At 68.3% G+C, this 26,747-nt stretch carries 27 protein-coding genes; 12 read left to right on the top strand and 15 right to left on the bottom strand.

Going from position 1 to position 26,747, the window contains the following annotated elements:
- Nucleotides 1-71: 71 nt before the first annotated feature.
- Both ACFVMC_RS11685 and moaA read right to left on the bottom strand, forming a co-directional pair.
- Nucleotides 72-314, bottom strand: a complete 243-nt coding sequence (locus ACFVMC_RS11685; RefSeq protein ID WP_379209228.1) for a MoaD/ThiS family protein — start codon at nucleotides 312-314, stop codon at nucleotides 72-74.
- Nucleotides 307-1,365 (bottom strand): GTP 3',8-cyclase MoaA, encoded by a 1,059-nt coding sequence (moaA, locus tag ACFVMC_RS11690; RefSeq protein WP_379209230.1) that lies wholly within the window; start codon nucleotides 1,363-1,365, stop codon nucleotides 307-309. The genes ACFVMC_RS11685 and moaA overlap by 8 nt, the downstream gene beginning before the upstream one ends.
- A 158-nt stretch (nucleotides 1,366-1,523) precedes the next feature.
- Between moaA and glp the strand changes: the two genes are divergently transcribed.
- The 3 genes from glp to ACFVMC_RS11705 are packed head-to-tail and all read left to right on the top strand — an operon-like array spanning nucleotide 1,524 to nucleotide 4,201.
- Complete coding sequence (glp, locus tag ACFVMC_RS11695) at nucleotides 1,524-2,729, top strand: gephyrin-like molybdotransferase Glp (protein ID WP_379209232.1); 1,206 nt, start codon at nucleotides 1,524-1,526, stop codon at nucleotides 2,727-2,729.
- 34 nt (nucleotides 2,730-2,763) lie between these two features.
- Nucleotides 2,764-3,780, top strand: a complete 1,017-nt coding sequence (gene moaCB, locus ACFVMC_RS11700; protein ID WP_379209233.1) for a bifunctional molybdenum cofactor biosynthesis protein MoaC/MoaB — start codon at nucleotides 2,764-2,766, stop codon at nucleotides 3,778-3,780.
- Nucleotides 3,773-4,201, top strand: coding sequence for a molybdenum cofactor biosynthesis protein MoaE (locus ACFVMC_RS11705; RefSeq protein WP_379209235.1), 429 nt, complete (start codon nucleotides 3,773-3,775; stop codon nucleotides 4,199-4,201). Before moaCB ends, ACFVMC_RS11705 begins: the two co-directional genes overlap by 8 nt.
- 70 nt (nucleotides 4,202-4,271) lie before the next feature.
- Here ACFVMC_RS11705 and ACFVMC_RS11710 read toward each other — a convergent pair whose 3' ends face one another.
- From ACFVMC_RS11710 to ACFVMC_RS11750, 9 genes are all read right to left on the bottom strand, one after another.
- Nucleotides 4,272-5,264: an LLM class F420-dependent oxidoreductase gene (locus tag ACFVMC_RS11710; RefSeq protein ID WP_379209237.1), complete on the bottom strand. Its 993-nt coding sequence runs from the start codon at nucleotides 5,262-5,264 to the stop codon at nucleotides 4,272-4,274.
- 53 nt (nucleotides 5,265-5,317) lie between these two features.
- Nucleotides 5,318-5,644 carry a 4Fe-4S binding protein gene (locus ACFVMC_RS11715; RefSeq protein WP_379209239.1) on the bottom strand — a complete coding sequence of 109 codons (327 nt, stop codon included), beginning with the start codon at nucleotides 5,642-5,644 and terminating at the stop codon, nucleotides 5,318-5,320.
- Nucleotides 5,641-7,212, bottom strand: coding sequence for an FAD-dependent oxidoreductase (locus ACFVMC_RS11720; RefSeq protein ID WP_379209240.1), 1,572 nt, complete (start codon nucleotides 7,210-7,212; stop codon nucleotides 5,641-5,643). Before ACFVMC_RS11720 ends, ACFVMC_RS11715 begins: the two co-directional genes overlap by 4 nt.
- Entirely contained in the window at nucleotides 7,209-8,345 is a 1,137-nt protein-coding gene (locus tag ACFVMC_RS11725; protein ID WP_379209537.1) for an MFS transporter, read from the bottom strand. Before ACFVMC_RS11725 ends, ACFVMC_RS11720 begins: the two co-directional genes overlap by 4 nt.
- A 74-nt stretch (nucleotides 8,346-8,419) precedes the next feature.
- A complete protein-coding gene (locus ACFVMC_RS11730; protein ID WP_379209242.1) occupies nucleotides 8,420-9,760 on the bottom strand; it encodes an LLM class flavin-dependent oxidoreductase in 1,341 nt (446 codons plus the stop codon).
- Nucleotides 9,761-9,777: 17 nt separating this feature from the next.
- Entirely contained in the window at nucleotides 9,778-10,656 is an 879-nt protein-coding gene (locus tag ACFVMC_RS11735) for an ABC transporter permease (RefSeq protein ID WP_379209244.1), read from the bottom strand.
- Nucleotides 10,649-11,509: an ABC transporter ATP-binding protein gene (locus tag ACFVMC_RS11740; RefSeq protein ID WP_379209246.1), complete on the bottom strand. Its 861-nt coding sequence runs from the start codon at nucleotides 11,507-11,509 to the stop codon at nucleotides 10,649-10,651. Before ACFVMC_RS11740 ends, ACFVMC_RS11735 begins: the two co-directional genes overlap by 8 nt.
- Nucleotides 11,506-12,582, bottom strand: coding sequence for an ABC transporter substrate-binding protein (locus ACFVMC_RS11745; protein ID WP_379209248.1), 1,077 nt, complete (start codon nucleotides 12,580-12,582; stop codon nucleotides 11,506-11,508). The genes ACFVMC_RS11740 and ACFVMC_RS11745 overlap by 4 nt, the downstream gene beginning before the upstream one ends.
- 264 nt (nucleotides 12,583-12,846) lie before the next feature.
- On the bottom strand, nucleotides 12,847-13,554 hold the full coding sequence (locus ACFVMC_RS11750) for an IclR family transcriptional regulator (protein WP_379209250.1): 708 nt from the start codon (nucleotides 13,552-13,554) through the stop codon (nucleotides 12,847-12,849).
- A 117-nt stretch (nucleotides 13,555-13,671) separates the two neighbouring features.
- Here ACFVMC_RS11750 and ACFVMC_RS11755 point away from each other — a divergent pair, with 117 nt between their 5' ends.
- The 4 genes from ACFVMC_RS11755 to ACFVMC_RS11770 all read left to right on the top strand — a co-directional run bounded on the left by ACFVMC_RS11755 (nucleotide 13,672) and on the right by ACFVMC_RS11770 (nucleotide 16,672).
- On the top strand, nucleotides 13,672-14,181 hold the full coding sequence (locus ACFVMC_RS11755; protein ID WP_379209252.1) for a hypothetical protein: 510 nt from the start codon (nucleotides 13,672-13,674) through the stop codon (nucleotides 14,179-14,181).
- 285 nt (nucleotides 14,182-14,466) lie between these two features.
- Nucleotides 14,467-15,849 (top strand): magnesium transporter, encoded by a 1,383-nt coding sequence (gene mgtE / locus ACFVMC_RS11760; protein ID WP_379209254.1) that lies wholly within the window; start codon nucleotides 14,467-14,469, stop codon nucleotides 15,847-15,849.
- Nucleotides 15,850-16,001: 152 nt separating this feature from the next.
- A complete protein-coding gene (locus tag ACFVMC_RS11765) occupies nucleotides 16,002-16,253 on the top strand; it encodes a hypothetical protein (RefSeq protein ID WP_379209256.1) in 252 nt (83 codons plus the stop codon).
- On the top strand, nucleotides 16,250-16,672 hold the full coding sequence (locus ACFVMC_RS11770; RefSeq protein WP_379209258.1) for a hypothetical protein: 423 nt from the start codon (nucleotides 16,250-16,252) through the stop codon (nucleotides 16,670-16,672). The genes ACFVMC_RS11765 and ACFVMC_RS11770 overlap by 4 nt, the downstream gene beginning before the upstream one ends.
- 55 nt (nucleotides 16,673-16,727) lie before the next feature.
- Here the strand turns inward: ACFVMC_RS11770 and nrdF are convergent, their stop codons facing one another.
- Nucleotides 16,728-17,690 carry a class 1b ribonucleoside-diphosphate reductase subunit beta gene (nrdF, locus tag ACFVMC_RS11775; RefSeq protein WP_379209260.1) on the bottom strand — a complete coding sequence of 321 codons (963 nt, stop codon included), beginning with the start codon at nucleotides 17,688-17,690 and terminating at the stop codon, nucleotides 16,728-16,730.
- 277 nt (nucleotides 17,691-17,967) lie between these two features.
- Here nrdF and ACFVMC_RS11780 point away from each other — a divergent pair, with 277 nt between their 5' ends.
- Nucleotides 17,968-18,840: a glycosyltransferase family 2 protein gene (locus tag ACFVMC_RS11780; protein WP_379209262.1), complete on the top strand. Its 873-nt coding sequence runs from the start codon at nucleotides 17,968-17,970 to the stop codon at nucleotides 18,838-18,840.
- 6 nt (nucleotides 18,841-18,846) lie between these two features.
- Here ACFVMC_RS11780 and ACFVMC_RS11785 read toward each other — a convergent pair whose 3' ends face one another.
- The 3 genes from ACFVMC_RS11785 to ACFVMC_RS11795 form a co-directional block, all read right to left on the bottom strand.
- Nucleotides 18,847-19,866, bottom strand: a complete 1,020-nt coding sequence (locus ACFVMC_RS11785) for a TIGR03617 family F420-dependent LLM class oxidoreductase (RefSeq protein ID WP_379209264.1) — start codon at nucleotides 19,864-19,866, stop codon at nucleotides 18,847-18,849.
- 8 nt (nucleotides 19,867-19,874) lie between these two features.
- Entirely contained in the window at nucleotides 19,875-20,954 is a 1,080-nt protein-coding gene (locus ACFVMC_RS11790; protein WP_379209266.1) for an ABC transporter substrate-binding protein, read from the bottom strand.
- 69 nt (nucleotides 20,955-21,023) lie between these two features.
- Nucleotides 21,024-21,818 carry a VOC family protein gene (locus ACFVMC_RS11795; RefSeq protein WP_379209268.1) on the bottom strand — a complete coding sequence of 265 codons (795 nt, stop codon included), beginning with the start codon at nucleotides 21,816-21,818 and terminating at the stop codon, nucleotides 21,024-21,026.
- A 286-nt stretch (nucleotides 21,819-22,104) separates the two neighbouring features.
- On the opposite strand from ACFVMC_RS11795, the gene ctaD reads away from it, so the two are divergent.
- The 4 genes from ctaD (at nucleotide 22,105) to ACFVMC_RS11815 (ending at nucleotide 26,505) form a co-directional block, all read left to right on the top strand.
- Nucleotides 22,105-23,844 carry a cytochrome c oxidase subunit I gene (ctaD, locus tag ACFVMC_RS11800; RefSeq protein WP_379209270.1) on the top strand — a complete coding sequence of 580 codons (1,740 nt, stop codon included), beginning with the start codon at nucleotides 22,105-22,107 and terminating at the stop codon, nucleotides 23,842-23,844.
- Nucleotides 23,845-23,966: 122 nt separating this feature from the next.
- Nucleotides 23,967-25,202, top strand: coding sequence for a phosphoserine phosphatase SerB (gene serB / locus ACFVMC_RS11805; RefSeq protein WP_379209272.1), 1,236 nt, complete (start codon nucleotides 23,967-23,969; stop codon nucleotides 25,200-25,202).
- 89 nt (nucleotides 25,203-25,291) lie between these two features.
- Complete coding sequence (locus ACFVMC_RS11810; RefSeq protein WP_379209274.1) at nucleotides 25,292-25,741, top strand: protease inhibitor I42 family protein; 450 nt, start codon at nucleotides 25,292-25,294, stop codon at nucleotides 25,739-25,741.
- Nucleotides 25,738-26,505 (top strand): aminoacyl-tRNA hydrolase, encoded by a 768-nt coding sequence (locus ACFVMC_RS11815; RefSeq protein ID WP_379209276.1) that lies wholly within the window; start codon nucleotides 25,738-25,740, stop codon nucleotides 26,503-26,505. The genes ACFVMC_RS11810 and ACFVMC_RS11815 overlap by 4 nt, the downstream gene beginning before the upstream one ends.
- The last annotated feature ends 242 nt before the right edge of the window (nucleotides 26,506-26,747 follow it).

The following is a 26,747-nucleotide window of genomic DNA, read 5'->3' on the forward strand; positions in this document are numbered from 1 at the left end:
GATACCCCTCTATCAGGACGACGAAGACCGCACGGGCTTCTCTACATCGCGGCACGGATGCGCTCGAGTGGTCAGCCTCCGGCGAACGGTGGCAGCACATCGACGCGTGGCGTCAGCGCGGTCGACGGGTCGCGGGTGAGCTCGTCGCCCACCAGGTAGGCGCACACGCCCAGCATCTTGTCCAGGTCGGGACCGTAGGTGTCGGCGAGTGCCGCGCGCAGGTCGGCGATGGTGGCCGCGACCGGCAGCTCGAGCGTTTCGCTGTCCTTGCCGACGGCGTCGGCGACGGCGGCGAAATAGCGGATCTCAACCACCGATGGCTCCCATCGTGCGTTCCGGGGGGACGAAGCCCGCGGCGTCGATGCCGTGGCCGGCCCACTTGTTCCACATCGCGCCGCGCCAGATCGTGGCGATCTCGGTGTCGTCGGCGCCCGAGCGCAGGGCGGCGCGCAGATCGAATTCCTGATCGCTGAACAGGCACGACCGCAGCATGCCGTCGGCGGTGAGCCGGGTGCGGTCGCAGGTGTCGCAGAATTTGCGGGTCACCGTGGCGATGATGCCGAGGGTGGCCGGGCCGCCGTCGACCAGCCATTTCTCGGCGGGTGCGGACGGATCGGCGCGCCCGGCCTCGACCAGATCGAAGCGGGCGCCGAGGACCTCGAGCAGTTCGGCCGCGGTGACCATCTCGGTCCGCGCCCATTCCTGATCGGCATCCAGCGGCATCTCCTCGATGAACCGCAGTTCGCACTGTTCATCGAGGCACCATTGCAGCAGATCGGCTGCGCCGGACAGGGTTTCGCGCATGAGCACCGCGTTCACCTTGATCGGGGCCAGGCCCGCGTCGCGGGCCGCACGGATACCGGCGAACACCGACTCCAGGCGATCGCGGCGGGTCAGCCGGGCGAAGCCGAGCCGGTCGACGGTGTCCAGCGAGACATTCACCCGGTGCAGCCCGGCCTCGGCCAGCGCCCGGGCGCGATGCCGCAGGCCGACACCATTGGTGGTCATGGCCAGGGGCACGTCGGGTACCTGGGCATGGCAGCCCGCGATGATCTGTTCCAGATCGCGGCGCAGCAGCGGTTCGCCGCCGGTGAAGCGCACCTCCTGGATGCCGAGTTCGCGCACCGACAGCACGACCAGCCGGACGATCTCCTCGACGGTCAGCAGTTCGTCCTGTGGGATGGGCGGCAGCCCCTCCTCGGGCATGCAGTAGGTGCAGCGCAGCGAGCACTTCTCGGTGATGGACACCCGGAGGTCGCGCGCGGTGCGCCCGAAGCGATCGACGAGGAACGGCGTCTCGGGACGTCCGTCGAGTGTCGGGCGCCCTGATCGCACGGCGGGAATGCCCATTTCGACCAACGTCACCTGTTCATTATGTACGTGCGGCCCGCGGCGGGGCAGATCCGCCACAGGTTCGGACGATCTCACCAAGCGGGCGTTCGCGCGGTGAGCAGATCTCGGTGGATCCGCCGAAAGCCTGCCGGGCGGCTCGGCGGCGGGTCCACGGGATCTAGGCTGCTCTCATGAGTTCTCGCCCCGTGCGCGGCACGACGCGGTCCGTCGAGGAGTACCGCGACACCATCGAGCAGACGCTGCGCCCGCTGGCGGCGCGCGCGGTGACACGGGTGCCGGTGCCGGAGGCGCTCGGGCGGCTGCTGGCCGAGCCGATCAGCTCACCGGTGGATCTGCCGGTATTCCGCAATTCCGCCATGGACGGTTATGCCGTGCGGGCCGAATCGGTGGCGGTGACGCCGGTGACGCTGCCGCTCGCGGGCGTCGTGGCGGCGGGTGAACCCGGCACCACGCCGCTGCCGCCGGGCGCGGCGCTGAAGGTGATGACCGGTGCGCCGATCCCGCCCGGCGCCGACTGCGTGGTGCCGGTGGAACACACTCGCTCCGACGGTTCCGCCGTCATCGTCGAACAGGGCCGTGCCGCAGGCGAATTCGTGCGTGAGGCGGGCACCGATGTGCGCGTCGGCGAGCCGCTCATATCGGCCGGGGTGGCGCTGGCACCCCGGCATATCGCGGCGCTGGCGGCCGTCGGCCTGGCCGAGGTGCCGGTGTTCGAGCCGATCCGCGCCGCCGTGCTCACCACCGGCGACGAATTGGTCCCGGCCGGAACGGCTTTGCGACCCGGCCAGATCTACAACTCCAACGGCATCGCGCTCGCCGCCGCGCTGGCCGCCAACGGCGTCGCGGTGGTGTCGGTGGCGCACAGTACCGACGATCCGGTCGAGTTCCGCCGATTGCTTTCCGCTGCAACTGATTCCGCCGATCTGGTATTCACCTCCGGCGGGGTGTCGCAAGGCGATTTCGAGGTGGTCAAGGAGGTGCTGCGGCCACTGGGCGGCACGTTCGGCTCGGTCGCGGTGCAGCCGGGCGGGCCACAGGGGCTCAGTGTCGTCGACGGTGTGCCGGTGCTGAGTTTCCCCGGCAATCCGGTCAGCACCATGGTGTCGTTCGAGGTGTTCGCCCGGCCGATCCTGCGCGAACTCGCCGGGCTGCCGCCGGTCGAGATCCAGGAGCTGCCATTGCTCGAGCCGGTGCGCTCCCCGGCGGGGCGCCGCCAGTTCCTGCGGGGGCGGGTCACCCCCGACGGTGTGGAGCCGGTCTCCGGGCAGGGCTCACACCTGGTGGCCGGGATGGCCAGGGCCGAGGTGCTGATCGATATCCCGGCCGAGGTCACCGCGGTGGCCGCCGGGACGATCGTGGGGGTGCGCGCGCTGTGAAGACCGATCCGCGGACTGTGCGAGGCTGGACAGTATGAGTGAGTTGTCGCATGTCGATCGTTCGGGCCGGGCCCGCATGGTTGACGTGAGCGCGAAGAACGAGACCACCCGGGTCGCCGTCGCGGCGGGCGAGTTGCAGACCACCGCCGAGGTGGTGGCGCTGGTGCGCGCCGACGACATGCCCAAGGCCGATGTGCTGTCCACCGCGCGTCTCGCCGGGATCATGGGCGCGAAGAAGACCGCGGAACTGATTCCGCTGTGCCATCAGCTGGCGCTGTCCTCGGTCAAGGTCGACTTCGGCTTCACCGAGTCCACCATCACCATCGAGGCGTCGGCCAAGACCCGCGGCCAGACCGGCGTGGAGATGGAGGCGCTCACCGCCGTCGCGGTGGCCGGGCTCACCCTGCACGATATGGTCAAGGCGGTGGATCCGGCGGCCACCTTGAACGGTGTCCGGCTGCTCACCAAAGACGGTGGCAAGCACGGACATTGGGAGCGGCCCGGAGTCGCCGAGCCTGAAAGCGCCGACGGTGCGGTGCACTCCGCGCCACCGCGAGATATGCACGCCGAGAAGGTGTCCCGCGCGGCGGCGGTCGTGGTCGCCTCCACCGGCGCGGCGGCGGGGACCCGGGAAGACACGACCGGCCCCCGGCTGACGGAATGGCTTGCCGGACTGGGTTTCTCGGTGCGCGGCCCGCTGGTCTACGCCGACGCGGATATCGCCGTCGGCCTGGCCGACGCACTGCGGTTCGCACCGGATCTGGTCATCACCACCGGCGGCACCGGCGCCTCGCCCACCGACGCCACCCCCGAAGCCACCCTGACCCTGCTGGACCGGGAACTGCCCGGCGTCGCCGAGGCGATCCGCCGGCGCGGCACCGAGAAGTTCCCGCTGGCTGCACTCAGCCGTGGCGTCGCCGGACTGGCCGGGCGCTCGGTGGTGGTGAACCTGCCGGGTTCACCCGGCGGAGTGAACGACGGTATCGCGGTGCTCGAACCGCTGCTCGATCATCTGCTCGCGCAAGTAGCCGGAGGCGGCAACCATGAGTGAAACAGCGATCACAGTCGCCCGGATCAGCGATCAGCCGCTCGATCCCGCCGAGGTGGAGCAGGCGGTGACCGGCCCGGCGCACGGCGCCGTCGTCGTGTTCACCGGCAAGGTCCGCGATCACGATGGGGGACAGCAGGTTTCGGCGCTGGAGTACTCCGCGCACCCGGACGCCGAGCGTTTCCTGCACCGCTGCTGCGCCGAGGTGTCGGCCGCGTCCGGGTTGCCGGTGGCCGCGGTGCACCGGATCGGCCCGCTCGCGATCGGCGATCTCGCGATCGTCGTGGCGGTCGCCGCGCCGCATCGCGCCGAGGCCTTCGCGACCTGCGCGGAACTGGTGGACCGGATCAAGCACGAGGTGCCGATCTGGAAGCGGCAGTTGTTCGCCGACGGGCTCTCCGAATGGGTCAACGCCTGCGGCTGAAGGCTGAGAATCATGCCGTGACGCGCCCGGGGGTACGCCGTCGCCGCGGCGCACCCCGACCGTGCCCGGCTCAGCGAAGGGCGGGGGCTATTTCGCGTTCGAACAGTTCGATGCCCGAGGTGTCGTAGGCGGACTCGGGGAAGTTGACGATGGCGTAGCCGAGGCCGAGGTTCGCGACCTCGGTGAGGCGTTCGATGACCTGCTCGGGGGTGCCGACGGCGGGGGAGGTGCGGAACATGCCGTCGATCCAGCCCTTGGCGGTATCCGCACCGGCGACCGGGGCGAGTTTGGCTTGCAGGTCTGAAAGACGCTGCTCCACTTCGGCTTCCGTGGCCCCGATGACGGTGTTGAAGTTCGAGGAACGGGTGATGGCCTCGAAATCGGTACCGACCTCGGCGCAATGCGCGCGCAGCAGCTCGGACTTGCGCGCGAATTCGGCCGGGTCGCCGCTGAAATTGGTGTACCGGGCGTACTTCGCGGCGATGCGCAGCGTCTTCTTCTCGCCGCCACCGGCGATCCAGATCGGAATCCCGCCTTCCTGCACCGGAAGTGGGCGCACGATCGCATTGTCGACCTGGTAGTACTTGCCCGCCAGCGAGGCCGTACCGGTGGACCACGCCTGACGGAAGATCTCGACGCCCTCGTCGAGTCGGCCGAGGCGTTCCCCCGCCGACGGGAAGCCGTAACCGTATGCGCGCCACTCGTGTTCGTACCAGCCGGCGCCGATACCCATCTCGACCCGGCCGCCGGACACATGGTCGACGGTGGCGGCGACCTTGGCCAGGTAGGCCGGTTCGCGGTAGCGCATGGCGGTGCACATCTGGCCCAGCCGGATCCGCGAGGTGGACGCCGCGAACGCCGACATGAGCGTCCACGCCTCGTGGGTCGGTTCCTCGGTGGGCACCGGGAAGGTGTGGAAGTGGTCGTACACCCACAGCGACTCCCAGGTGTCGGCGGCATCGGCTCGCTGGGCGAGATCCCGCATCACCTGCCATTGCGCGGCCGGTTCGATGCCGACCAGGTCCAGCCGCCAGCCCTGCGGGATGAAGATGCCGAAGCGCACAGATCTCTCCTTCGTGTGGTTGATCCCGAACCTAGTGGTATCGATCAGCGATGTCAGGGCAATTCCGGGCCGACGGCGTCGCGCGCGGTCAGTCGCCCGCCACCCCAGCCCAGGGCCCGGCGATAACTGCCGAGCAGGTCGTGCTCGACGAGGTAGGTCTCGTCGCGGTGCGGGTGACCGGCCGGTAGCGGTGTCGTGGTGGGCGCCACGAACAGGGCGTCCACCGGGCAGTAGGCCTCGCAGAGGAAGCAGGTTTGGCAGTCGGCCTGGCGGGTGCGGACCGGGACGCCGTCGGGACCCCGGTCGAAGACATGGGTCGGGCAGACCTCGACGCATTGGTCGCAGGCGATGCAGCGGTCGGCGGAGACGAGTTCGATCATGCCGGCACCAGCGTCCGGTGGGTGCGGAAGACCGGCTCCGGCGCGGTCCACACGGTGTCCAGGCCACCGGTGATCAGCCGATGGTGCTGGGCGGGATCGAGGTCGGGGAACTCCTGGCGGCGCGCCATGCCGCGGGATTCGGTGCGGGCCAGCGCGGCGGTGTACATCCAGCGGGCGTGCGCGGTCATCGCGGCGGCCGAGCGCGCCTTGACGATCTCGCCGCCCAGTCCGGAGCGGGCCTGCCGCCACCAGTCGTTCAGCGTGTCCAGAGCGGGGCGCAGCCGATCGCCGTGGCGCAGATAGTTCTTGTCGTACGGCAGCACCTCGGCCTGTACGGCCGCCACCAGATCGGCTGGGCGCAGCGCGGACTCGGGCCGATCGAGCGGGCGCAGACCCGCACCACCGGCGCCCAGGCGCGGGCGTGCCACCGAGTCCGCCTGCCGCAGCGCGTATCTGCCCGCTCCGGCACCGGCCCAGCTGCCCGAGGACATGGCCCACGCCGCGTTGTGGCTGCCGCCGCCGGTGAAGCCGCCGCAGATCAGTTCCCGGGTCGCGACGTCCCCGGCCACGAACAGGCCCGGCACGCTGGTCGAGCAGTCCGGTCCGGCGATCCGGACGCCGCCGGTACCGCGCACGGTGCCTTCGAGCAGCAGGGTGACCGGGAATCGGTCGGTGAAGGGATCGATGCCCAGCCGGTCGAAGGTCAGGAAGAAGTTCGGCTGTCCGCGCCGCATGGCCCGGCGCTGCTGCGCGTCGGCCCGGTCCAGCGTGCAGTACACCGGGCCGTCGAGGAGGGCCTTCGCGATCGGGGTGCGGGATCGGCTCGACGCGCCCGCCAGTTCCTCGCCGCTGTCCAGGTAGAACGTGGCGAAGGAGTAGTAGGCGGTTTTGGTGACCGAGGTGAACTCCGGGGCGATGGCATACGCGTTGGAGAACTCCATGCCGGACAGTTCCGCGCCCGTCTCCACCGCCATCAGTGCTCCGTCACCGGTATTCACGTTGCAGCCGAGGGTTTTCGACAGGAACGCGCAGCCGCCGGTGGCCAGCACGACCGCATCGGCGGCGACCTCGACGGTGGTGCCGTCGGCCAGCCGGTGCAGTCGCGCGCCCGCGACCGCGCCGTAGGGGTCGACCAGGAGTTCCACCGCGGGTGTGTGGTCCAGTACGCGGACACCGGCCCGCAGCACCCGAAGCCGCTGGCGTTTCATGTAATCCGGTCCCTGGACGCCGGTGCGGATCTGACGGCCGTCCGCACCCACCGGGAACGGGTAGCGGCCCTCGGTCGCGAGTTCGCCGACCCGGGCGTAGGTTTCGTCGAGCACCCGGGCCATCCAGTCGCGGTCGGCGAGATAGCCGCCGAGTCCCTCGCGGGCGGCCATGGCACGCTCGCGCAGTTCGGGTTCCGGCTCTACGTACCAGATTCCGGTACCGGCCGCGGCGGTCGCGCCGCTGCTGCCGCAGAATCCCTTGTCCGCCAGCAGGACCGTGGCCCCGGTCGCGGCGGCCTTCAGTGCCGCCCAGGTCCCGGCGGGGCCGCCGCCGAGGACCAGCACGTCTACATCGATCATGAGTTCACTTTCTGTGGGAGTGGTTGCGCGGGCCAGGGAATGTGGCGGGGGATGTAGCGGCCCATGACGACCGCGCCGAGTGCGGCGACACCGCCGATGGTGAGTGCCGCGACCGCCAGCGGCGCGGCTCCGGCCAGGACGCCGAGCAGCAGCGGTCCGCCGAACGCGCCGCAGTCGTGGGTGAGCCGCCACGCTGCCAGGAATTCGGCGCGGATGCCCGGCGGCGCGATATCGGCGCCGAGCACCATGATCAACCCGTTGCCGATGCCGTTGCCGACACCGAGGGCGACCGCCACCGCGCCCAGTGTGAGCGTCGAATAGGTCAGGGGGACAGCCAGATACGAGAGGGACAGGATGGTGAGCGAGGGGACCGCGACCGGCACCCGGCCGAAGCGATCCATCAGATGTCCCGCCGGGTAGGCGAAGACCAGCTCGAGCGCGGCCGCCAGGCCGAACAGCGCACTCGCGGTGGCGGCGTCGATCTCGATGTGGTGTGCCCACAGCGGCAGGATCACCTCCCGCGACGCGCGGGCCGCGCCCATGAGCAGCGACCCCGCGCCCAGAGTGCACAGGACCAGGTGGTGCCGATGTACCACGCCGAGTAGTGAGATCGGGGCGGTCGCGATCGGCTCGGACAGCGCACCGGCGGGCAGCGGCACTCGGGCCAACATCCATCCGGCCACCAGAAAGGCCACGAACTGCACCACGAAGCCGCCCCGGATGCCGACGGCGAGAATCGCGCCCGCACCGAGCAGTGGGCCGAGGAAGAACCCCAGCCGCATGGCCCCGCCGAACAGTGACATGGCGCGGGCCCTGCGGTCCAGGGTGACGGCCTCGGCCAGGTAGGTCATCCGCCCCAGTCCCCAGACGGCATTGGACAATCCGGTGATCAGCAGGCCCGCGCAGAGCACCACCACGTTCGGTGCCAGCAGGCACAGCAGCACCCCGGTCAGGCCGACCGCGGTGCCCCAGATCGTCGAGGCGCGTTCGCCCAGCCTGGCCACCAACTGTCCGGACGGAATGCCGCCGAGCACCTGGCCCAGGCCGACCAGCGCCACCGCCAGCCCGGCCACGGCTGTTGACGCGCCCAGGTCGACGGCGGCCAGCGTCATCACCGGCGCCGCCGCGCCCATTCCGATACCCCGCGCCACGGTGGGCAGGTAGACCGTGAACACCAGCGGGCGCAGGGAATCGATCGGCTGGGAACTCACGCGCTCGCTTCGGTGCGCACTACCGCGAACTGGCTTTCCACCGGGGTGAGACCGTAATGCCCGCGCAGACTGTCGGATTCGTAGTCGGTGCGGAACAGGCCGCGCTCCTGCAGGATCGGCACCACCCGGTCCACGAAATCCTCCAGCCCGCCCGGCAGGAACGGCGGCATGATGTTGAAGCCGTCGGCGGCGCCACCCTCGAACCAGGCCTGGAGTTCATCGGCGATCTGCGCCGGGGTACCCGCGAACGAGCGGTGCCCGCGCCCGCCGCCGAGCTTGCCGATCAGCTGGCGCACCGTCAGGTTCTCGTTCTCGGCGAGTTCCTTGACCAGCAGGAACCGGCTCTTGCCGCCTTCGATCTCGGTGACCGGGGGCAGCGGCGGCAGCGGAGCGTCCAGGGCGTGCTCGGTGAGATCGACGCCGAGCAGGCGCGAGAGCTGACTCAGGGCGTAATCGGGGGAGATCAGGTCGGTGAATTCCTGCTCCAGCGCTCTGGCCTGGTCCTCGGTGTCGGCGATATAGGGAACCAGGCCGGGCAGCACCTTCAGGTCATCGGCGGAACGGCCGTACTTGGTCAGCCGCGACTTCAGGTCGCGGTAGAACGCCTGCCCCTCCTCGAGCGTGCGCTGTGCGGTGAACACGGCCTCGGCGTACTGGGCCGCGAATTCCTTTCCGGCCTCGGAGGATCCGGCCTGTACCAGCAGTGGCCGCCCCTGCGGGCTGCGCGGGGAGTTCAGCGGGCCGCGCACCTTGAAGCGCGGGCCCGCGTAGTCGAGCGTGTGCACCTTGGCCGGGTCGGCGAAGATACCCTCGTGCTCATCGAGCACGACGGCCTCCGATTCCCAGCTGTCCCACAGCTGTACCGCGAGATCCACGAATTCCTGCGCGCGTTCGTAGCGGCGGGCGTGCTCGGGAATCGCGTCGTAGCCGAAGTTGAACGCTTCCTCCTCGCTGCCCGAGGTGACGATGTTCCAGCCCGCCCGGCCGCCGCTGATGTGGTCCAGGGACGCGAATTTGCGGGCCAGGTTGAAGGGTTCGTTGTAGGTGGTGGACGCGGTCGCGATCAGTCCCACCCGGGAGGTGGCGGCGGCGATGGCGGCCAGCAGCGTCACCGGCTCGAACACCGCCAGGGTGTTGCGTTTGATCCGCGGGCCGACCGCGAGCCCGTCGGCGAAGAACACCGAGTCGAGTTTGCCGCGCTCGGCGATACGGCCGAGTTCTTGGAAATGGGCCACATCGAGCACCGCGTGGGCGTCGGTGCGCGGGTGCCGCCAGGCGGCTTCGTGGTGGCCGACACCCATCAGGAACGCGTTGAGATGGAACTGCTTGCCAGACATGGAGATTCCTTCGGATATCAGGAGTTGGACGGGACGCGCCAGCGCGAGAAGCGGCGTTCGAGAGTGACCAGCAGGCCGTTGAAGGCCAGCCCGAGCAGGGAGATGGCGAGAATGCCCGCGTACATGTTCGGGATCTGGAAGTTCTGCTGCGCGGCGGTGATCAGATAGCCGAGACCGGCTCGGGCACCCACCATTTCGGCGGCCAGCAGCACCAGGATCGAGCTCGCAGCGGCCATGCGCAGACCGGTGAAGATGGACGGGACGGCGGCGGGCAGGATCACCTTCTGGAACAGCCGAACCGGTGTCAGGCCCAGGGACACAGCGGATTTCACCAGTAGCGGGTCGACGGTGCGGACACCGGTGATGGTGTTGAGCAGGATCGGGAACGAGCTGGCGTAGACGACCAGCGCGACCTTGGACGTCTCACCGATTCCCAGGATGAGCACGAACACCGGGAGCAACGCCAGCGCGGCGGTATTGCGGAACAGCTCCAGAATCGGGTTCAGCAGTTCCGAGACCGGCTTGTACCAGGCGATCGCGATACCCAGCGGCACCGCGATCACCAGTGCGATACCGAATCCGCTCACCGAGCGAGTGAGACTGGTGGAGACGTGATTCCACATCTCGCCGCTGCGTACCAGCTCGGCGAACGCCTCGGCGACCGTGCTGAACGGCGGTAGGAACACCTCGTCCACCAGGCCGGCGGCGGGGGCGAGCTCCCACAGCACCAGCAGAGCCGCAATGGCCAGTGTCGGTTTGCTCACCCGCCACGCCAGTGTCGCGGACCGGCGGAGCAGTTGCGGAATCGCTGTGGCGGTACGGGTTCGGGGCGGGCGATAGGTCTCGGCGACATCCGTGCGGACGGGCGGTTCGACGAGTTCCACTGCGCTAGACATGGCTCGGCCTTTCGGTGCGGGATGCGACGGAAGCGGAGCTCTCGGTGCGGGATTCGAGCTCCAGGCCCTGGGCGCGCTCGACCTCGCCGCGCAGCAGGGACCAGATCCGGTGGCGATGGGCGCGGAAATCCTCGGTGGAGCGGATGTCCTCGCCGCCGTCGTGGGCGATATCGATCTCGAGCACCGCCTTGACCCGGCCGGGCCGGGAGGTCAGCACCGCGACCCGCTGTCCGAGATACACCGCCTCGTCGATGCCGTGGGTGATGAACAGGATGGTCTTGCCGGTGGTCCGCCAGATCCGTAACAGCTCGTCCTGCAACGACTCCCGGGTTTGGGCGTCGAGTGCGGCGAACGGCTCGTCCATCAGCAGCACCTCGGGGTCGAAGGCGAGGCTGCGGGCGATCGCCACGCGCTGCTTCATCCCGCCGGAAAGCTCGTGCGGGTAGCGATCACCGAATCCGGTGAGCCCGACCAGATCGAGGTACTCCTCGGCGCGGGCGCGGCGCTCACGGCGAGGCAGACCCTTGGCCTCCAAGCCGAATTCGATATTGGCCCGGGCGGTGCGCCACGGGAACAGGGCGTACTGCTGGAAGACGATGCCGCGGTCCAGTCCCGGGCCGGTGATCGGTACGCCGTCCAATCGGATCTCGCCCGAACTCGGCTTCGTCAGCCCGCCCAGCAGATCCAACAGGGTCGACTTGCCCGAACCGCTGGGGCCGACCAGAACCAGGAACTCACCCGTGCGGACCTCCAGTGTGATGTCCTCGAGCGCGGTGAAGGTGTCGTTCGAGCCGCGCACCGGGAAGCGTTTGCTCACCCGGTCGATCGCGAGTTTCGTTGTGGTGACGCTCATTTCGCCACCGCCTCACCGGTCGGGCCGCTGGTGGGCTGATAGGTGCCGTTGGCATACGGGTTGAACTCGTTGGTGAACAGGTCGGCGGCCTTCAGCTGGCCCGATTTCAATTCGCCATTGCGTGCCAGCCAGTCCAGCCAGACCTGAATCTCCTTCTCCTGCACCACCGCACCGGGGGTCGGCAAGCCGGAGCTCTTCCAGTACTTCAGCAGGTCGGTGTTCTCGTTGCGGCCGCGTTTCTGGATGATCGAGGTGAAGCGAGCCAGCACCTCGTCGCGCGGTGTGAGCTGGAGCCACCGGGTAGCCCGGGCGGTACCCTGCACGAAATCGGCTACCGCGTCGCGGTTCTGGGCCAGGAACTGATCGCGGAACACGTAGGTGCCGTAGGCGGCCTGCCCGAAGATGGCGGTGTCGGTGTAGAGCGGGTGGATTCCGCCGCGTTCGAGAGCGGAATCCCGGAACACCTGACCCAGCGTGCCGACCTCGACCTGTCCCTTGCGCAGCGCGTCCTCGGTGTTGGCCGGCGGCACCACCAGCAGTTGCACCTGCTTGATCTCGGCCTCGGTCAAACCTTCCTTGTGCAGCCACTCCCGGGTGATGAACTCGTGGTGCGCGCCGAGGGTGTTGACGGCCACCTTCTTGCCGATCAGGTCGCGCGCGGTCTTGATGCCGGAATCGTCGCGGACGTAGTACCCGCTGAAGGTCTGGTCGTCGGAGCCGTAGGAGCTGAGCACCGAGGTGACCTTCGCCCCGCCCGCGATGAGTTTGACCACCGCGCCGTTGAACGCGCTGCCGAACTCGACCTGGTTGGTGGCCGCCGCCTGGATATTGGCCGGACCGCTGGTGGTGTCGCCTTCCCACTGCAAGGCGATCTTGGTGAAATAGCCCAGATCGGCGGCCAGCTCGAACGGCTGCACCTGGCCGGTAGCACCCTGGTAGCGCAGGACCGTCTTGCCGTCGGAGGTCTTGACGGCATCGGACTTCCCGCACGCGGCGAGCACGGAGACGCTGGTGAGCAGGGCCAGGGTGGCGGCGATCGCACGGTGTCGTCGCCGGTGTGCGGTGAAGCGCATGGGTGTTCCTTCGAATGGAAAAACTTGGCGCGCAGGCGAAAAGGGCATGCGGCGGCCAGGGTCAGCTGAGGTTTCTGCGAGAGCGGAGCGTCAGCCGCGACAGATTCCGTGCGGGACACGCATGAGGTCGACCGCGCGGCGGCGGATCAGTGCGGTGGGTGTCGACACGTGGGTACGTCCATGATCTGAATCGATGTGCTGGGTGTGGTCTTCATGGTGTGGGCGCGATGGGCGCCGGACAACGGCCATTCCACATTGTGAAAATCACCGTGAGTGCAATTCGGCGCCGATGCGGGCCGCGAAATGCTGTATGGCGGGCAAGATCTCGCGAACCAGCCCATCGGTCAGGCGGGCGGAGCGCGCCTGCACACTCAACGCGCCCCACACCTGCCTGCCCGGCCCGAACACCGGCACCGCGATGGAGCGCAGCGGATCGTCCTCGTCGATGTCTGCCACGGCGAAACCCTTGCGCCGCACCAGATCCAGATCCGGCACCCGGTCGAAACCGGTGGCTGCGTAGGCGAGCAGGGCATGCCCGGTGGCGCTGGAGCGCAGCGGCTGGCGGGGCCGGGGCACCTGGTGGTGACAGAACAGCACCGGCGGACGCGCGTGCAGGATCGTGACCGCGTCACCCGCGTCGACGACGCTGAGACTGGTCGTGATCTTGATCCCGGCGGCTAGGGCGTACATGTGCGGTGCCGCGGCATCGATACCCAACCGGTCGAGTGCGGGGCGTGCCAGTGTCGCCAGGCCCTGACCCACCCGATACCGGTCGGTGGCCGGATCCTGCTCCAGCAGCCGGCCGCGCACCAGCGCCTGGGCCAGCCGGTGCGCGGTGCTCACCGGCACACCCGCCAGATGGGCCAGCTCGCTCAGCGAGAATTCCGGGTCGTCGCCTTCGAAGCAATGGAGCAGATGAATGGCTCGTTCGACGGCCTGCGACCCCGAACGTGGCTGATCGGTGCTGGTCATGGCGCTATTCTCGGCGTCCGCCGGTCCGGCCGACAAGGGTTCGACGCCGCCTGCACCAAATGCTGGCACCGAGAATTCACTGGCGTTCCGAATACGCGCGGGCGATAGTGGGAGCAGATGACAACACAGGAAATACAAAGGCTCGGTGTGGATTTCGGCCGAGTGATCCAAGGAGCGGCGCTACGGCCGGGTGACGCCGATACGGTGTTCCTGAGCGGGGGGTTCACCGCGGCGATGCGAACTCCGCCCAGCCCCGGCGCATTCGACGTCCTGGCCCGATTGACCGCCCGGTTCGACGGGCAGGTGTGGGTGATCTCCAAATGCGGGCCGCGCGTGCAGCAGCGCACCCGGCAGTGGCTCGACCAGCACGACTTCTACGACCGGACCGGGGTGCCGCGCGGCAATGTGCGGTTCTGTCTGGAACGGGCGCAGAAGGCGGTGCACTGCGCCGAGCTGGGCATCACCCACATGATCGACGACCGGATCGACGTGCATCGCGCGCTGCGCGGACTCGTACCGCACCTATATCTTTTCGGCGTGCAGTCCGAACCAGCGCCGGACTGGGTCGAGCACGTCCTCACCTGGGGAGATGCCGAATCGGCGATCCTGGCGACAATGCCCGGCTGAGTGTGGTCCGCCGACATGGTGAGCGGGACCCGCCGCGCCATGTATCCTTCTCAGGGACGCATTCGCGTCCGGTCAAGGTTTTCCAGCAGGGGTAGCGAAGCCGTACGAATTCGCGGCACGACAAGCAGGAGGTGGGTCGCCATGCGCAGTGAACCTCCGAGTCGAAGGCCGCGCGGCGCCGCCCCCTTGCCTGCTGTGATCCAGTAGCGACGGCCGGGGCGCGCGCCTCGCGGTGTGAAGTAGTCGACCACTCAGCTCACACTCCCGCCCGCGCGAGGAACACCCATGTCGCACACCGATCTGATCGAAGCACGCCCGCAGCAGCTCGACCTGCCCACCCCGGTCGAGAGTCTCCAGGACATCGTCGACACGCACCGTGTCGACGCCGCCCAGGAGTGGCTCGAGAATCACCCACCGCACCTCATCGCCGACCAGCTCGCCCGGATGGACGCCGTCCAGGCCGGCATGGCGTTCCGGTTGCTCGACAAGGACGCGGCCCTGACCGTGTTCGAGGAACTCGAACCGGTCGACCAGCAGCAGATCCTGCAGGGATTGCGGGACCAGACCTTCCGCGACCTCGTCGAGGAGATGGCCCCGGACGACCGCGCCCGCATGCTGCGCGAAGCGCCCGCGAAGGTCGCCAAGAAGGTGCTCGCGGGGCTCAGCCCGCGAGAACGGCGGATGACCGCGTCCCTGCTCGGCTACCCCGAGGGGTCGGCCGGGCAGTACATGACACCCGAGGTCGTGGCGCTGCCGCGCAATCTGTCGGTGGCCGAGGCGCTGGCGGTCGTGCGCGCCAAGGGTACGGGCGCGGAAACCGTGTACACGCTGCCCGTGGTCGACGGTGGGCGGCGCCTGACCGGCATCGTGGAGCTGCGGGAACTGGTGCTCGCCGAGCCCGGCGCGATGGTGTCCGAGCTGGTCGTGACCGAACCCGCGTTCGCGCGCGCCACCGATTCCGCGGAGAAGGCCGCCCGGTTGATGCGCGAAACCAACGACATCAACCTGCCGGTGGTCGACAGCGAGGACAGATTGGTCGGTCTGCTCACCATCGATGACGCGGTCGAGGTGATCGAGGCCGCCGACAGCGAGGACGTGGCCCGCCAGGCCGGTTCTGCGCCGTGGGAGGGGCACTACATGGCGGCCGGTGTCTTCCAGCTGGCGCGCTACCGCGCGCTGTGGCTGATGCTGCTGCTGTTCGCGGCGACGTTGACCGTCAGCGTCACCGATTTCTTCTCCGGCACGCTCGAACAGGCCGCGCACCTGGCGTTGTTCATTCCGCTGCTGATCGGCGCGGGCGGCAACGCGGGCGCTCAGGCCGCCACCGCCTGTGTCCGCGCGCTCGCCGTCGGGGAGGTCCGGGTCTCGGATCTGTTGAAGGTGATCTGGCGGGAATGTCGGGTGGGCCTCACCCTCGGTGCGCTGCTCGCCGCCGCGGGCCTGGTGATCGCCGCGCTGTTCGTCGGTCCCGGCATCGCCGTGGTCGTCGCCATCACCCTGATCCTGATCTGCGGGTGGGCCGCGACCATCGGCGGCACCATGCCCCTGCTGGCCAAGAAGCTCCGCATCGACCCCGCCGTCGTCTCCGCCCCCATGGTCACCACCCTGGTCGACGCCACCGGCCTGATCATCTACTTCAGCACCGCGAAACTGGTCCTCGGCATCTGACCGATTTGCTGAAATCCCTTCTCCAGCAAACTTTCTCGGCGTCCAGTTCACCCACGGTGAACATTGGCCAATGTCGTGGCCTAGTCCACGTCGACCGGCTATTGTTTCGGGCATCTGTTCGAAGCGTCACCCGGATGAAGGAGGGCTTGACCATGAGTGGCAGCGAGAAGTCCGAGGCGCAGCGGCTGGCCGAGGTGGAGAAGTTGCTGGCGTTTCGGGACCGGATCGACAACCAGGCGTTCGACGAACTACAGAAGAAGTTGCTCAGCCTGTACCGGCAGTTGGAAGAAGGGGACTCCCGGCCGACCCTCCGAGCTGTGATCCGCGAGGTACAGGCAGCGATTAGCGTTATCGTCAGGCGCAGCGACAGCCTTCGTCAGTACAACTGGGAGGTTGACGCGTGATCGACGGAGCCCCGGAGCCGTGGTTCGAAAATCAGCTTGAACTGAACTCTGTGCGGAATAGTTACACTATGACGCTCATCTGCGAAGAGTTCGACAAGGTGCATGGGGGAATCGCTGGCATTCGGGACAGTATCGGCGGCAACCTGAGCGACACACTCGAAGGTATTCCGATCGTCACTCGGCTGGCCTCGATCAAGATATCGATGGATTCGATGAACGGACGTCTCGGGTCGATCGAATCCGATGTGGGCACGTTGAAGTCGGATGTGGGCACGTTGAAGTCGGATGTGGGCACGTTGAAGTCGGATGTGGGCACGTTGAAGTCGGATGTGGGCACGTTGAAGTCGGATGTCAGCAAGCTCGCGACGGGTATGTCCCAGGTTCTGCGGATTCTTGAGGGCCGAGGGCCCGAGAACTGAAGTGACGTTACGGCGAAGGCCCCGCTGGGGGAGCGGGGCCTTCGTGGTGTTCGGGTCAGAACTCCCAGTCCTCGTCTTCGGTGTTGACTGCCTTGCCGATGACGTAGCTCGAGCCCGAGCCGGAGAAGAAGTCGTGGTTCTCGTCGGCGTTGGGGGAGAGGGCGGAGAGGATGGCCGGGTTGACCTCGCACTCGTCCTTGGGGAACAGGCCCTCGTAGCCGAGGTTCATCAGGGCCTTGTTGGCGTTGTAGCGCAGGAACTTCTTGACGTCCTCGGTGAGGCCGACCTCGTCGTAGAGATCCTGGGTGTAGTCGACCTCGTTGTCGTACAGCTCGAACAGCAGCTCGAAGGTGTAGTTCTTGAGTTCCTCGCGCTCGGCGGCCGACACCAGCTCCAGTCCGCGCTGGTACTTGTAGCCGATGTAGTAGCCGTGCACGGCCTCGTCGCGAATGATCAGGCGGATCATGTCGGCGGTGTTGGTGAGCTTGGCCCGCGAGGACCAGTGCATCGGCAGGTAGAAGCCGGAGTAGAACAGAAAGGACTCCAGTAGCGTGGAGGCCACCTTGCGCTTGAGCGGATCGTCACCGTTGTAGTACTCGAGCACGATCTCGGCCTTGCGCTGCAGGTTCCGGTTCTCCTCGGACCAGCGGAACGCGTCATCGATCTCGCGGGTGGAGCACAGGGTCGAGAAGATCGAGCTGTAGCTCTTCGCGTGCACCGATTCCATGAAGGCGATATTGGTGAGCACCGCCTCCTCGTGCGGGGTCAGCGCATCGGGGATCAGGCTCACCGCGCCGACGGTGCCCTGGATCGTGTCCAGCAGCGTCAGGCCGGTGAAAACCCGCATGGTCAACTGCTTCTCGTCCGGGGTGAGGGTGTTCCACGAGGGGATGTCGTTGGAGACCGGGACCTTCTCGGGCAGCCAGAAGTTGCCGGTCAGCCTGTCCCACACCTCGGCGTCCTTCTCGTCGGGAACCCGATTCCAGTTGATGGCGGTAACCCGATCGATGACCTTCATCCTGCCTCCACGCCTTTCTGTTGAAATCAACACTGCCCGAGCACGCTGTTGTCCAGAGTTCCTCGCACTGAAACACTACTCCTAGTGGGTGACAAGTCCATGCAGCACAACACCTTGTGTCATAGCGGCGCTTATCGTCTGGCTTCAATTCGGTGGCGGGCACCGAGTGCGGCTCCCTATTGTGCGGTACGGGCGTGAGCTCGAAGGCAGCGGTCCGGTGCGTCGGCGTAAAGGCATCTGGACAGCGCTTCCGCCGGTGTTTGGTAGGTTCGCCCGCATGTCTCGCCGTGACGACAAGACGGTCGGCCTGATTCTCGTGACCTACCAGTCCGCCGAGGATCTACCGCCGCTGCTGGAGTCGCTGCCCGCCGCGGTCGAGCCCTACACCTTGGACGTGATCTGCGTCGACAACGGCTCGACCGACGAGAGCGCCGCGATCGTCGAGGATTTCGGCGGCCGGGTGATCCGCAATACCGGCAATGTCGGTTTGTCGGCGGCGATCAATCAGGGCGCGGCACACAGCGATGCGGAATGGCTGCTGGTGGCGAATCCGGACACCCGGCTCGATCCCGGGTCGATCGCCGCGCTGGTGGAGACCGCGAGTGCGGACTACCGGATCGGCATGATCGGGCCGCGGATCACGCGGCTGGACGGGACGCCGTATCCGAGCGGCCGCCGGTTCCCGTCCCCGCTGACCGGGGCCGCGCACGCGCTGCTCGGCGGCGTCTGGCCGGGCAACCCGGCCTCCCGCGCCTATTTCGGGGAACCCGGCGGCGACGTCGGCGACGTCGACTGGATCTCGGGCTGCTGCATGTTGTTCCGGCGCGGCGCCTTCGACTCCGTCGACGGCATGGACGACCGCTATTTCCTCTACTTCGAGGAGACCAAGATGGCGCTGGATCTGCATCGCGCCGGCTGGCGGGTGGTGCTGGACCCGAGTGTGCGGATCCGCCACCGGGAGGGCGGCAGCATGCGGCACGCGCCGCTGCGCAAGATCCGTACCCACCATCGCAGCGCGTTGCGCTTCTACTGTGACTATCACCGGCGTTCGCCGTGGCTGGTTCTCGCGCCCCTGGTCGCCGCAGGGCTGGTGGTGCGCGGTGCGAGCGCGGCCCTGCGCACCACGATCCGGGCGCGGCGCGGCAGCTGATCCGAGTCAGTCGATCGCGCGCAGTCGATCGAGCATGGTGCGGAATGCGTTGTCGTCGTCCGGATCTCGGGGTATCGCGAGCGAAAGACCTTGGCACCGGCCGCGATACCACTCGGCAAGAACATCGGGAAGGTCCGCGTAGGTGGCCTCGGGGACCAGCGCCGCCAGCATCTCGTCGGTGAGCAGCTCGGGCAGCCGGTCCCACTGCTTGTCGGCGGCCGCGCCGGCCAGCGCGGTCGCCGTGTCGCCGAGGCCGAGCCGGTCCAGGGTGCCGCGATAGGCGGGCGTCGCGTAGAGGAAGGCGAGTTCCTTGCGGACCGCCTGCCGCTCGGCCGCCACCGCGGCGTCGTCGCGACCGGTGATCGCCTTGGGCACCACGATGATTCGCGGGAGCCCGCGATCACGGGCGGCCGCGCCGGTGACCAGGGCGGGCAGCACCTGCTCGGTGAGCGTGCGCGGATGTGATCCCGTGGGATGCGCGACGAACCCGTCCGCGACCGCGCCCGCCAGCTCGCACATGCGGCGGTTGACCCCGCCGAGCCACACCGTCGGCGCCGCCACCGGCAGCGGCCCCGGATCGAAATACGGTTGCAGGCGGGTGAAGGTGTAGTGGCTGCCGTGATAGTCGAGCGGTGTGCCGTGTTGGAAGGCGGTGAAGATGGCGCGCAGGGCGTCGGCGTAGTCACCGAGCCGCGCGACCGGGTCGGCCCACGGCACCGAGTACCGCCCCACGATATTGCCGCGGACCTGCGAAGCGATGCCGAGCTGGAAACGTCCGCCGGAGAAGCGCGCGAGATCCCAGGCGGCGCAGGCGGTGAGCATCGGGCTGCGCGGGAACGCCACCACCATGCTGGTGCGCACGGTCAGCCGGGTGCTGTGCTCCACCGCGAGCGCGCACACCGCGAACGGGTCGTGCACCGTCTCCGAGATGTGCACGGTATCGAACCCGAGCGCTTCGATCCGCCGGATCCGCGACGCTACCTGCGCCAGGTGGGTGTCGGCGGGCAACGAGGTGACGATCTCCACAGCGGGACTCAGTCGGTGACGAACCCGTTCAACGTGTTGCGCAGATCGGTGAGCATCGCGCGGGCGGCGGTCAGGCCCGCGCCGTGCCAGACCGAGTCCTCGACCGCGAACACCCGCTTGTCCTTGGCAGCGCCGAGTTCTTTGAAATCGTCGGAGCGCAGCGTCTTCTCGCCGAAGGCCTTACCGGCCTCGCCACCGAATATGACGTAGATGATGTCGCCCTCGACCGGTTCGAGCTCGGCCACGGGTACCTCGCGGGAGGCGGCGCGCTGCGCCGCCGGGCGCTGCACCCCGGCGTCGGCGAGGACCTGGCCACTGAAGCTGTCGTTGCCCTGGATCCGGATGGTGTCCTCGTCGAAGCGCACCACCGACGCCTGCGATTGGGCGGCGGCGATCTCGGTCCCGGTGCTCTCGGCCTCGGCGCGGTAGTCGGCCAGGGCGTGCTCGGCGGCCGCCGCGCGGTTCAAACCGGTGGCGTAGCCCAGGAATTCGGCCTGCCAGCCCGCGTCGGATCCGACCAGGACGGTCGGGGCGATCTGCTGGAGCGCCGCGAAACCCGAAGTGCCGGAAGACATGTCACCGAGAATGAGGTCGGGGCGCAGTTCGGCGATCTTGGCGGGATCGGGGTGGCCGGACGCGCCGACGCTCGGAATCTCCAGGACCCCGTACCCGAGATACTGCGGCTGCGCGCGCGGTCCGTCGAGGGTGACGGCGCCGACCACGCGCTCCCACAGCCCGACCGCGCACGCCGCGTCCAGTGCCGAGGTGGACAGCACCACGATGCGCTGCGGGTCGGCCGGGACCTGGGTCTGCCCGGCGGCGTGGGTGACCGCGCGGGTGCCGCTCGACTGATCGGGCGTGCTCGGCAGCGGGCAGGTGCGGGTGGTGTCGCGTTCCACTCCGACCACGCCCGCACCGGCGATATTCGTGGTGGTGCGGACGATCGAGCTCGCGTCGTCCGGGGTGCCGCAGCCCGCGATCAACGCGGCCGCCGCCAGCGCGCCGAGCAGCCCGGCGCGTCGGCGCGGCCTGCGGGAAGGGCGGTATCCGACAGGGTTTCGGGTGCGATCCACGACGCTCACCGGCATGCCGGAGAGGGTACATGGGCTCCGGCGAGGCCGGTCGCGGGCCGGACCCCGGGCGCGACCGGCGGCTGTTCAGGCCGCGTCGCCGCCGATATTGAAGCGCGCGCCGGTCACGTCGGTGACGGTGGCCATGCGGCCGTACGGGGTGTCCATCGCCGGCGCGACCACCGAGCCGCCCAGCTCCACCACTCTGGCGACGGATTTGTCGACATCGTCGCTGCCGAAATACACCGACCAGCCGCCCGGCACGCCCTCGGGCAGGATGTCGGTCGCGTCCAGCACGCCGCCGTACATCGGGCTGGTGGAATGGATGGTGCTGTAGCGGAATCCGGGCGCCTCCGGCATCGGGAACACATCGTCCCAGCCGAACACGTCGCGGTAGAAGTCCAGCGCGGCCTCGTAGGCGCGGGTGTGCAGCTCGAACCACGACGGCGCGCCCGCCGCGTCCCGCCACTTGCCGCCCTCGACCATGGCGGCGGTCTCGATTCCACGGTGGGTGCCCGGCTGCCAGATGCCGACGCCCGCGCCGCCGATATCGCCGAGCACGGCCATCACACCGAGATCGCCGACGTCCATCGGCTCCACGACCACGGTCCCGCCGTGCGCCTTCGCCTTCTCGGCGGTCGCGCGGGCATCGGGGGAGGACAGATAGACGGTCCACTGATCCGGGCCGTCGATCCCGTCCTCGGTCTTGCCCATGCCGCCGCCGACGGCCTTGCCGTCCTTCTGAAAGGTGATGTAGCCGCCGAAATCCTCGGCGCGCAGGGCCGTCCAGCCGAAGAGTTCGCCGTAGAAGGCGATGCTGGCGTCGGGATCGGCGGTGTAGAGGTCGACCCAGATCGGGTCGCCCGGCTTGGGGTGAGTCATTGGCGCAATCTCCTGTTCAGTGGTGGAACACTCTGCGAATAGAGACGGCTGACCTCGCCGGAAATCATCGTCGCACGCCAGACGAGGTGCGACGGCCCACGGTGCAGTCGCGGCGGTCAACGAAATACGACACAGAGTAGGACCCGTGCGGACCCCTGCGGCAGCACGGTTTACGATCTCAGGAGCGCAAGCGAACTGTCGTCTGTCCGGATGCCGGAGGGTTACTCCGGACGGATGCGAGCAGCGGAGCCTGCGGAGCGACCTAAAGGCACCTTCAGGAGGATCAGTGACTGCGGTAGAGCCCCAGCCAGTCCAGTTGGAAGCGACTCGGCCGTATCCGGCTCGGACCGGGCCGAAGGGTTCGTTCATCTACAAGGCCATCACCACGACCGACCCGAAGGTCCTCGGCACCATGTACCTGGTGACCGCCATGACCTTCTTCATGGTCGGCGGCCTGATGGCGCTGCTGATGCGCACCGAGCTGGCCCGCCCCGGTATGCAGTTCCTGTCGGCCGAGCAGTTCAACCAGCTGTTCACCATGCACGGCACGATCATGCTGCTGTTCTACGCGACCGCGATCGTGTTCGGCTTCGCCAATATCATTCTGCCGCTCCAGATCGGCGCCCCCGACGTGGCATTCCCGCGTCTGAACGCGTTCAGCTACTGGCTGTACCTGTTCGGCGGCACCATGGCCACGGCGGGCTTCATCACCCCCGGCGGCGCCGCCGACTTCGGCTGGACTGCCTACTCGCCGCTGACCGACATCGTGCACTCGCCCGGCGTCGGCGGTGACCTGTGGATCATGGGCCTGGCCGTGTCCGGTCTGGGCACCATCCTGGGTGGTGTCAATATGCTCACCACGGTCGTCGTGCTGCGCGCCCCCGGTATGACGATGTTCCGGATGCCGATCTTCACCTGGAACATCGCCGTCACCGCCGTGCTCGTCCTGTTGGCCTTCCCGCTGCTGACCGCCGCGCTGCTGGGCCTGGCCGTCGACCGTCACCTGGGTGGTCACATCTACGATCCGGCCACCGGCGGTGTTCTGCTGTGGCAGCACCTGTTCTGGTTCTTCGGCCACCCCGAGGTGTACATCATCGCGCTGCCGTTCTTCGGCATCGTCTCCGAGATCTACCCGGTGTTCTCGCGCAAGCCGATCTTCGGTTACACCACGCTGGTCTACGCGACGCTCGGTATCGCCGCTCTGTCCATCGCGGTGTGGGCGCACCACATGTACGCCACCGGCGCCGTGCTGCTGCCGTACTTCTCGTTCATGACCTTCTTGATCGCGGTACCGACCGGTGTGAAGTTCTTCAACTGGATCGGCACCATGTGGCGAGGTCAATTGACGTTCGAATCACCGATGCTGTTCTCCATCGGCTTCCTCGTCACCTTCCTCTTCGGTGGTCTGTCCGGTGTCATCCTGGCTTCGCCGCCGCTGGACTTCCACGTCACCGACTCGTACTTCGTGGTCGCGCACTTCCACTACGTGCTCTTCGGCACCATCGTGTTCGCCACCTTCGCCGGCATCTACTTCTGGTTCCCGAAGATGACCGGCCGCATGCTGGACGAGCGCCTGGCGAAGTGGCACTTCTGGACCACTTTCATCGGCTTCCACACCACCTTCCTGGTGCAGCACTGGCTGGGTGCCGAGGGCATGCCGCGCCGCTACGCCGACTACCTGCCCTCGGACGGCTTCACCGCGCTCAACACGATCTCCACGATCGGCGCGTTCATCCTGGGCGCCTCGATGCTGCCGTTCATCTGGAACGTCTTCAAGAGCTACCGGTACGGCGAGGTCGTCACGGTGGACGATCCGTGGGGTTACGGCAATTCGCTGGAGTGGGCCACCACCTGCCCGCCGCCGCGGCACAACTTCTACGAGCTGCCGCGCATCCGGTCCGAGCGTCCGGCCTTCGAGCTGCACTACCCGCACATGGTCGAGCGCATGCGCGCCGAAGCGCATGTGGGCTGGGGTTCCGGTAAGCACGCGCACGCGGTTACCGAGGACACCTTAGCTACTAAGTAGTATTCAGAACGACGACGTGTGCACCTGCTGGTCACCCAGCGGGTGCACACTCGTTTGACGACCTGGTTACCCCCGAACGTTCTGGCGACAACGGCGACGCGGCACAGGGAGGGCACACACATATGGAGCAGGACTTGGCTGACACCACCGTTCTCGTCACCGTTACCGGACCCGACCGGCCGGGCGTGACATCCGTCCTGCTCGCGGCGATGTCGCGGCATCAGGTGAGCCTGCTGGATGTGGAGCAGGTGGTGATCCGCGGCCGGCTCACCCTCGGCGTGCTGATCACCTGCCCGAACGATCCCGAGGCGCTGCAGGACGAGCTCGAGGAGGCGATGAACACCGTCGGCATGCAGGTCGATGTGGAGGTGGGCGCGGCGATCGGCCGGCAGCCGATGTCGACGCACGCCGTGGTCATTCTGGGCGCGCCGGTGACCGCGCGGGCGTTCAGCGCGGTCTCGCGGCAACTGGCCACCCTGGGCGCGAATATCGACACCATTCGCGGGATCGCGGACTATCCGGTCACCGGCATGGAGCTGATGGTCACCGCCACCGATACCGGCGCGGACACCGATTCGCGGCTGCGGACCGCGCTCGCCGAGGTCGCGGTCGCCGAGGAGGTCGACGTCGCGGTGGAGCGGGCCGGGCTGGCCCGCCGGGGCAAGCGGCTCATCGTGTTCGATGTCGATTCCACGTTGATCCAGGGTGAGGTGATCGAGATGCTGGCGGCGCACGCCGGTGTCGAGGAAGAGGTCCGTCAGGTCACCGAGGCGGCCATGCGCGGCGAGATCGATTTCGCCGAGTCGCTGCGCCAGCGGGTGGCGACGCTGGCCGGGCTGGACGAGTCGGTGATCGATCAGGTCGCCGAGCGGATCGAGCTGACTCCGGGCGCGCGCACCACGATTCGGACCCTGCGCCGCATCGGTTTCCGCTGCGGGGTGGTCTCCGGTGGTTTCCGGCAGGTCATCGAGCCGCTGGCGCATGAGCTCGAACTGGATTTCGTGCAGGCAAATACCTTGGAGATCAAGGACGGCAAGCTGACCGGCCGGGTGGTGGGCGAGATCGTGGACCGCGCCTTCAAGGCCACCGCGCTGCGCAAGTTCGCGGCCGAGGCGGGTGTGCCGATGGAGCAGACCGTCGCGGTCGGCGACGGCGCGAACGATATCGACATGCTGAACGCGGCGGGGCTCGGTGTCGCCTTCAATGCGAAGCCGGCGTTGCGTGAGGTCGCGGATGCGGCGCTGTCGCACCCGTATCTGGATGCGGTGCTGTTCATTCTCGGTGTCACCCGGGACGAGGTGGAGGCGGCCGACGCGCGCGACGGCGGTGTCCGCCGGGTGCCGCTGGTCGGGACCTGACCGGTCGCCGACACGAGTTTGCCCGAGGGTAACTCCTTTGTCGCGGCGGTAGGCTCGACAGCGTCGGTCATTCGGTGAACGGAGGCGCGGTGCGCAATTCCCTGGTGGTGCTGCTGTTGGGTCTGTCCCTCGCCGGGTGCGGTTCGGGCGAGGACGGCGACGTTCCGCCTTCGGTGACCGGCACGGCATCGGAAACTTCTGTGCCGCAAGGAGATATCGTGACGGTCACCGAAGCCGACAGTGGCGGCGAACGCACGTTGCGCGTCGGGCAGCGGCTGACCGTGCGGCTGGCGTCGAATCCGTCCACCGGTTACGGGTGGCAGCTCACCGCGCTCGACCAGAACGTGGTGCGCCCGCTCGGGGAACGGGAATATGTCTCCGATCAACCGGTTATGCCGGGTACGCCGGGGACCGAGCTGTGGACCTTCGCCGCGGACGCGGCGGGGGTGACGCGGTTGACGATGGAGTATCGACGGCCGTGGGAGCCGGGCGCGGACCCGGCGCGCACATTTTCGCTGGCGTTGGTGGTGCAGGGATGAATTTTCCGGTGGAGTCCGAACTAGCCGTACCGGACGCGGGTTTCGATGTCCGGCACGCGGAGCTGGCGCGCGGTTACGGCGGCGCCGGTGATCCGGCCGATCCGGATCAGGTGCAGGCCATGCAGATGGTGCTGCACCTGCCGAAGGCGGATCCGCCGCCGCGCAGCGCGTTGCTGGCCGCGGCGGCGACCGCGGTGGTCGCGCTGTGCCTGGATCCGCGGGTCGGACCCGAAGGTACTTGGGAGCCGCGGTATCTCGCCTGGAAGCGGTCGCGGATCCGCAAGGTGGCCCGGCGGGCGCGCGGGGCGCAGTGGCTGGCCGCGAACGAGGTCGACGGCGTCACGGTGGAGGTCGACGGCGCGCAGGCGCGCGCCCTGGCGCCGAGTGCGGTGCGCGAGGTCGATCCGCGGATCAAGCGCCTGCAGATCGGCGGCACCGATCTCGAGCCGGACGAGCCCGGCCCGGCCGATCCGGATCTGCCGGTGCTGTGGGTGAATTCGGCCCTGGGCATGACGGTCGGCAAGGCCGCGGCGCAGGTGGGGCACGCGAGCATGCTGCTGGCGGGTGCGCTGTCGGGTGATCTGGTCCGGCGGTGGCGGGAGCGCGAATTCCACTGCGCGGTCCGCGAGGCCGACCCGGCGCGCTGGCGGGAGCTCTCGGACCTGGTCGCGGCGGGCACGGCGGTGGCGGTGCGCGACGCGGGGTTCACCGAGGTCGCTCCGGGTTCGCTGACGGTGATCGCGGTGCCCGCGGCCGGGTGGTAAACCCCGGCGTCACTGTACTTTCAGGTGTTTTGTCCGATTAATCCCCGGAACGTCGAGTGTGGCTCTCCCAAATCTGGGTAAATGTTTCCGAACAGGGCCGTGCCACTGGCAGTCGGGGTCCATGCAGGTTCGGAGGACACGTCGTCATGAACACGTTGATACTGATTCTTGCCGGGTGGGCGGTGTTGTCCCTGCCGCTGGCCCTGCTCGTCGCCCGCATGTTCCGTTCCAGCCCACCCGCC

The sequence above is a fragment of the Nocardia sp. NPDC127579 genome (genome assembly GCF_042672005.1).
Classification (GTDB): domain Bacteria; phylum Actinomycetota; class Actinomycetes; order Mycobacteriales; family Mycobacteriaceae; genus Nocardia.

Excerpts from the sequence above, each read along its gene's own strand:
- glp (WP_379209232.1), top strand. The coding sequence starts at position 1,524 with ATGAGTTCTCGCCCCGTGCGCGGCACGACGCGGTCCGTCGAGGAGTAC.
- moaCB (WP_379209233.1), top strand. The coding sequence starts at position 2,764 with ATGAGTGAGTTGTCGCATGTCGATCGTTCGGGCCGGGCCCGCATGGTT.
- ACFVMC_RS11705 (WP_379209235.1), top strand. The coding sequence starts at position 3,773 with ATGAGTGAAACAGCGATCACAGTCGCCCGGATCAGCGATCAGCCGCTC.
- ACFVMC_RS11715 (WP_379209239.1), bottom strand. The coding sequence starts at position 5,644 with ATGATCGAACTCGTCTCCGCCGACCGCTGCATCGCCTGCGACCAATGC.
- ACFVMC_RS11720 (WP_379209240.1), bottom strand. The coding sequence starts at position 7,212 with ATGATCGATGTAGACGTGCTGGTCCTCGGCGGCGGCCCCGCCGGGACC.
- ACFVMC_RS11725 (WP_379209537.1), bottom strand. The coding sequence starts at position 8,345 with ATGGGCGCGGCGGCGCCGGTGATGACGCTGGCCGCCGTCGACCTGGGC.
- ACFVMC_RS11730 (WP_379209242.1), bottom strand. The coding sequence starts at position 9,760 with ATGTCTGGCAAGCAGTTCCATCTCAACGCGTTCCTGATGGGTGTCGGC.
- ACFVMC_RS11735 (WP_379209244.1), bottom strand. The coding sequence starts at position 10,656 with ATGTCTAGCGCAGTGGAACTCGTCGAACCGCCCGTCCGCACGGATGTC.
- ACFVMC_RS11740 (WP_379209246.1), bottom strand. The coding sequence starts at position 11,509 with ATGAGCGTCACCACAACGAAACTCGCGATCGACCGGGTGAGCAAACGC.
- ACFVMC_RS11745 (WP_379209248.1), bottom strand. The coding sequence starts at position 12,582 with ATGCGCTTCACCGCACACCGGCGACGACACCGTGCGATCGCCGCCACC.
- ACFVMC_RS11750 (WP_379209250.1), bottom strand. The coding sequence starts at position 13,554 with ATGACCAGCACCGATCAGCCACGTTCGGGGTCGCAGGCCGTCGAACGA.
- ACFVMC_RS11755 (WP_379209252.1), top strand. The coding sequence starts at position 13,672 with ATGACAACACAGGAAATACAAAGGCTCGGTGTGGATTTCGGCCGAGTG.
- mgtE (WP_379209254.1), top strand. The coding sequence starts at position 14,467 with ATGTCGCACACCGATCTGATCGAAGCACGCCCGCAGCAGCTCGACCTG.
- ACFVMC_RS11765 (WP_379209256.1), top strand. The coding sequence starts at position 16,002 with ATGAGTGGCAGCGAGAAGTCCGAGGCGCAGCGGCTGGCCGAGGTGGAG.
- nrdF (WP_379209260.1), bottom strand. The coding sequence starts at position 17,690 with ATGAAGGTCATCGATCGGGTTACCGCCATCAACTGGAATCGGGTTCCC.
- ACFVMC_RS11780 (WP_379209262.1), top strand. The coding sequence starts at position 17,968 with ATGTCTCGCCGTGACGACAAGACGGTCGGCCTGATTCTCGTGACCTAC.
- ACFVMC_RS11790 (WP_379209266.1), bottom strand. The coding sequence starts at position 20,954 with ATGCCGGTGAGCGTCGTGGATCGCACCCGAAACCCTGTCGGATACCGC.
- ACFVMC_RS11795 (WP_379209268.1), bottom strand. The coding sequence starts at position 21,818 with ATGACTCACCCCAAGCCGGGCGACCCGATCTGGGTCGACCTCTACACC.
- serB (WP_379209272.1), top strand. The coding sequence starts at position 23,967 with ATGGAGCAGGACTTGGCTGACACCACCGTTCTCGTCACCGTTACCGGA.
- ACFVMC_RS11815 (WP_379209276.1), top strand. The coding sequence starts at position 25,738 with ATGAATTTTCCGGTGGAGTCCGAACTAGCCGTACCGGACGCGGGTTTC.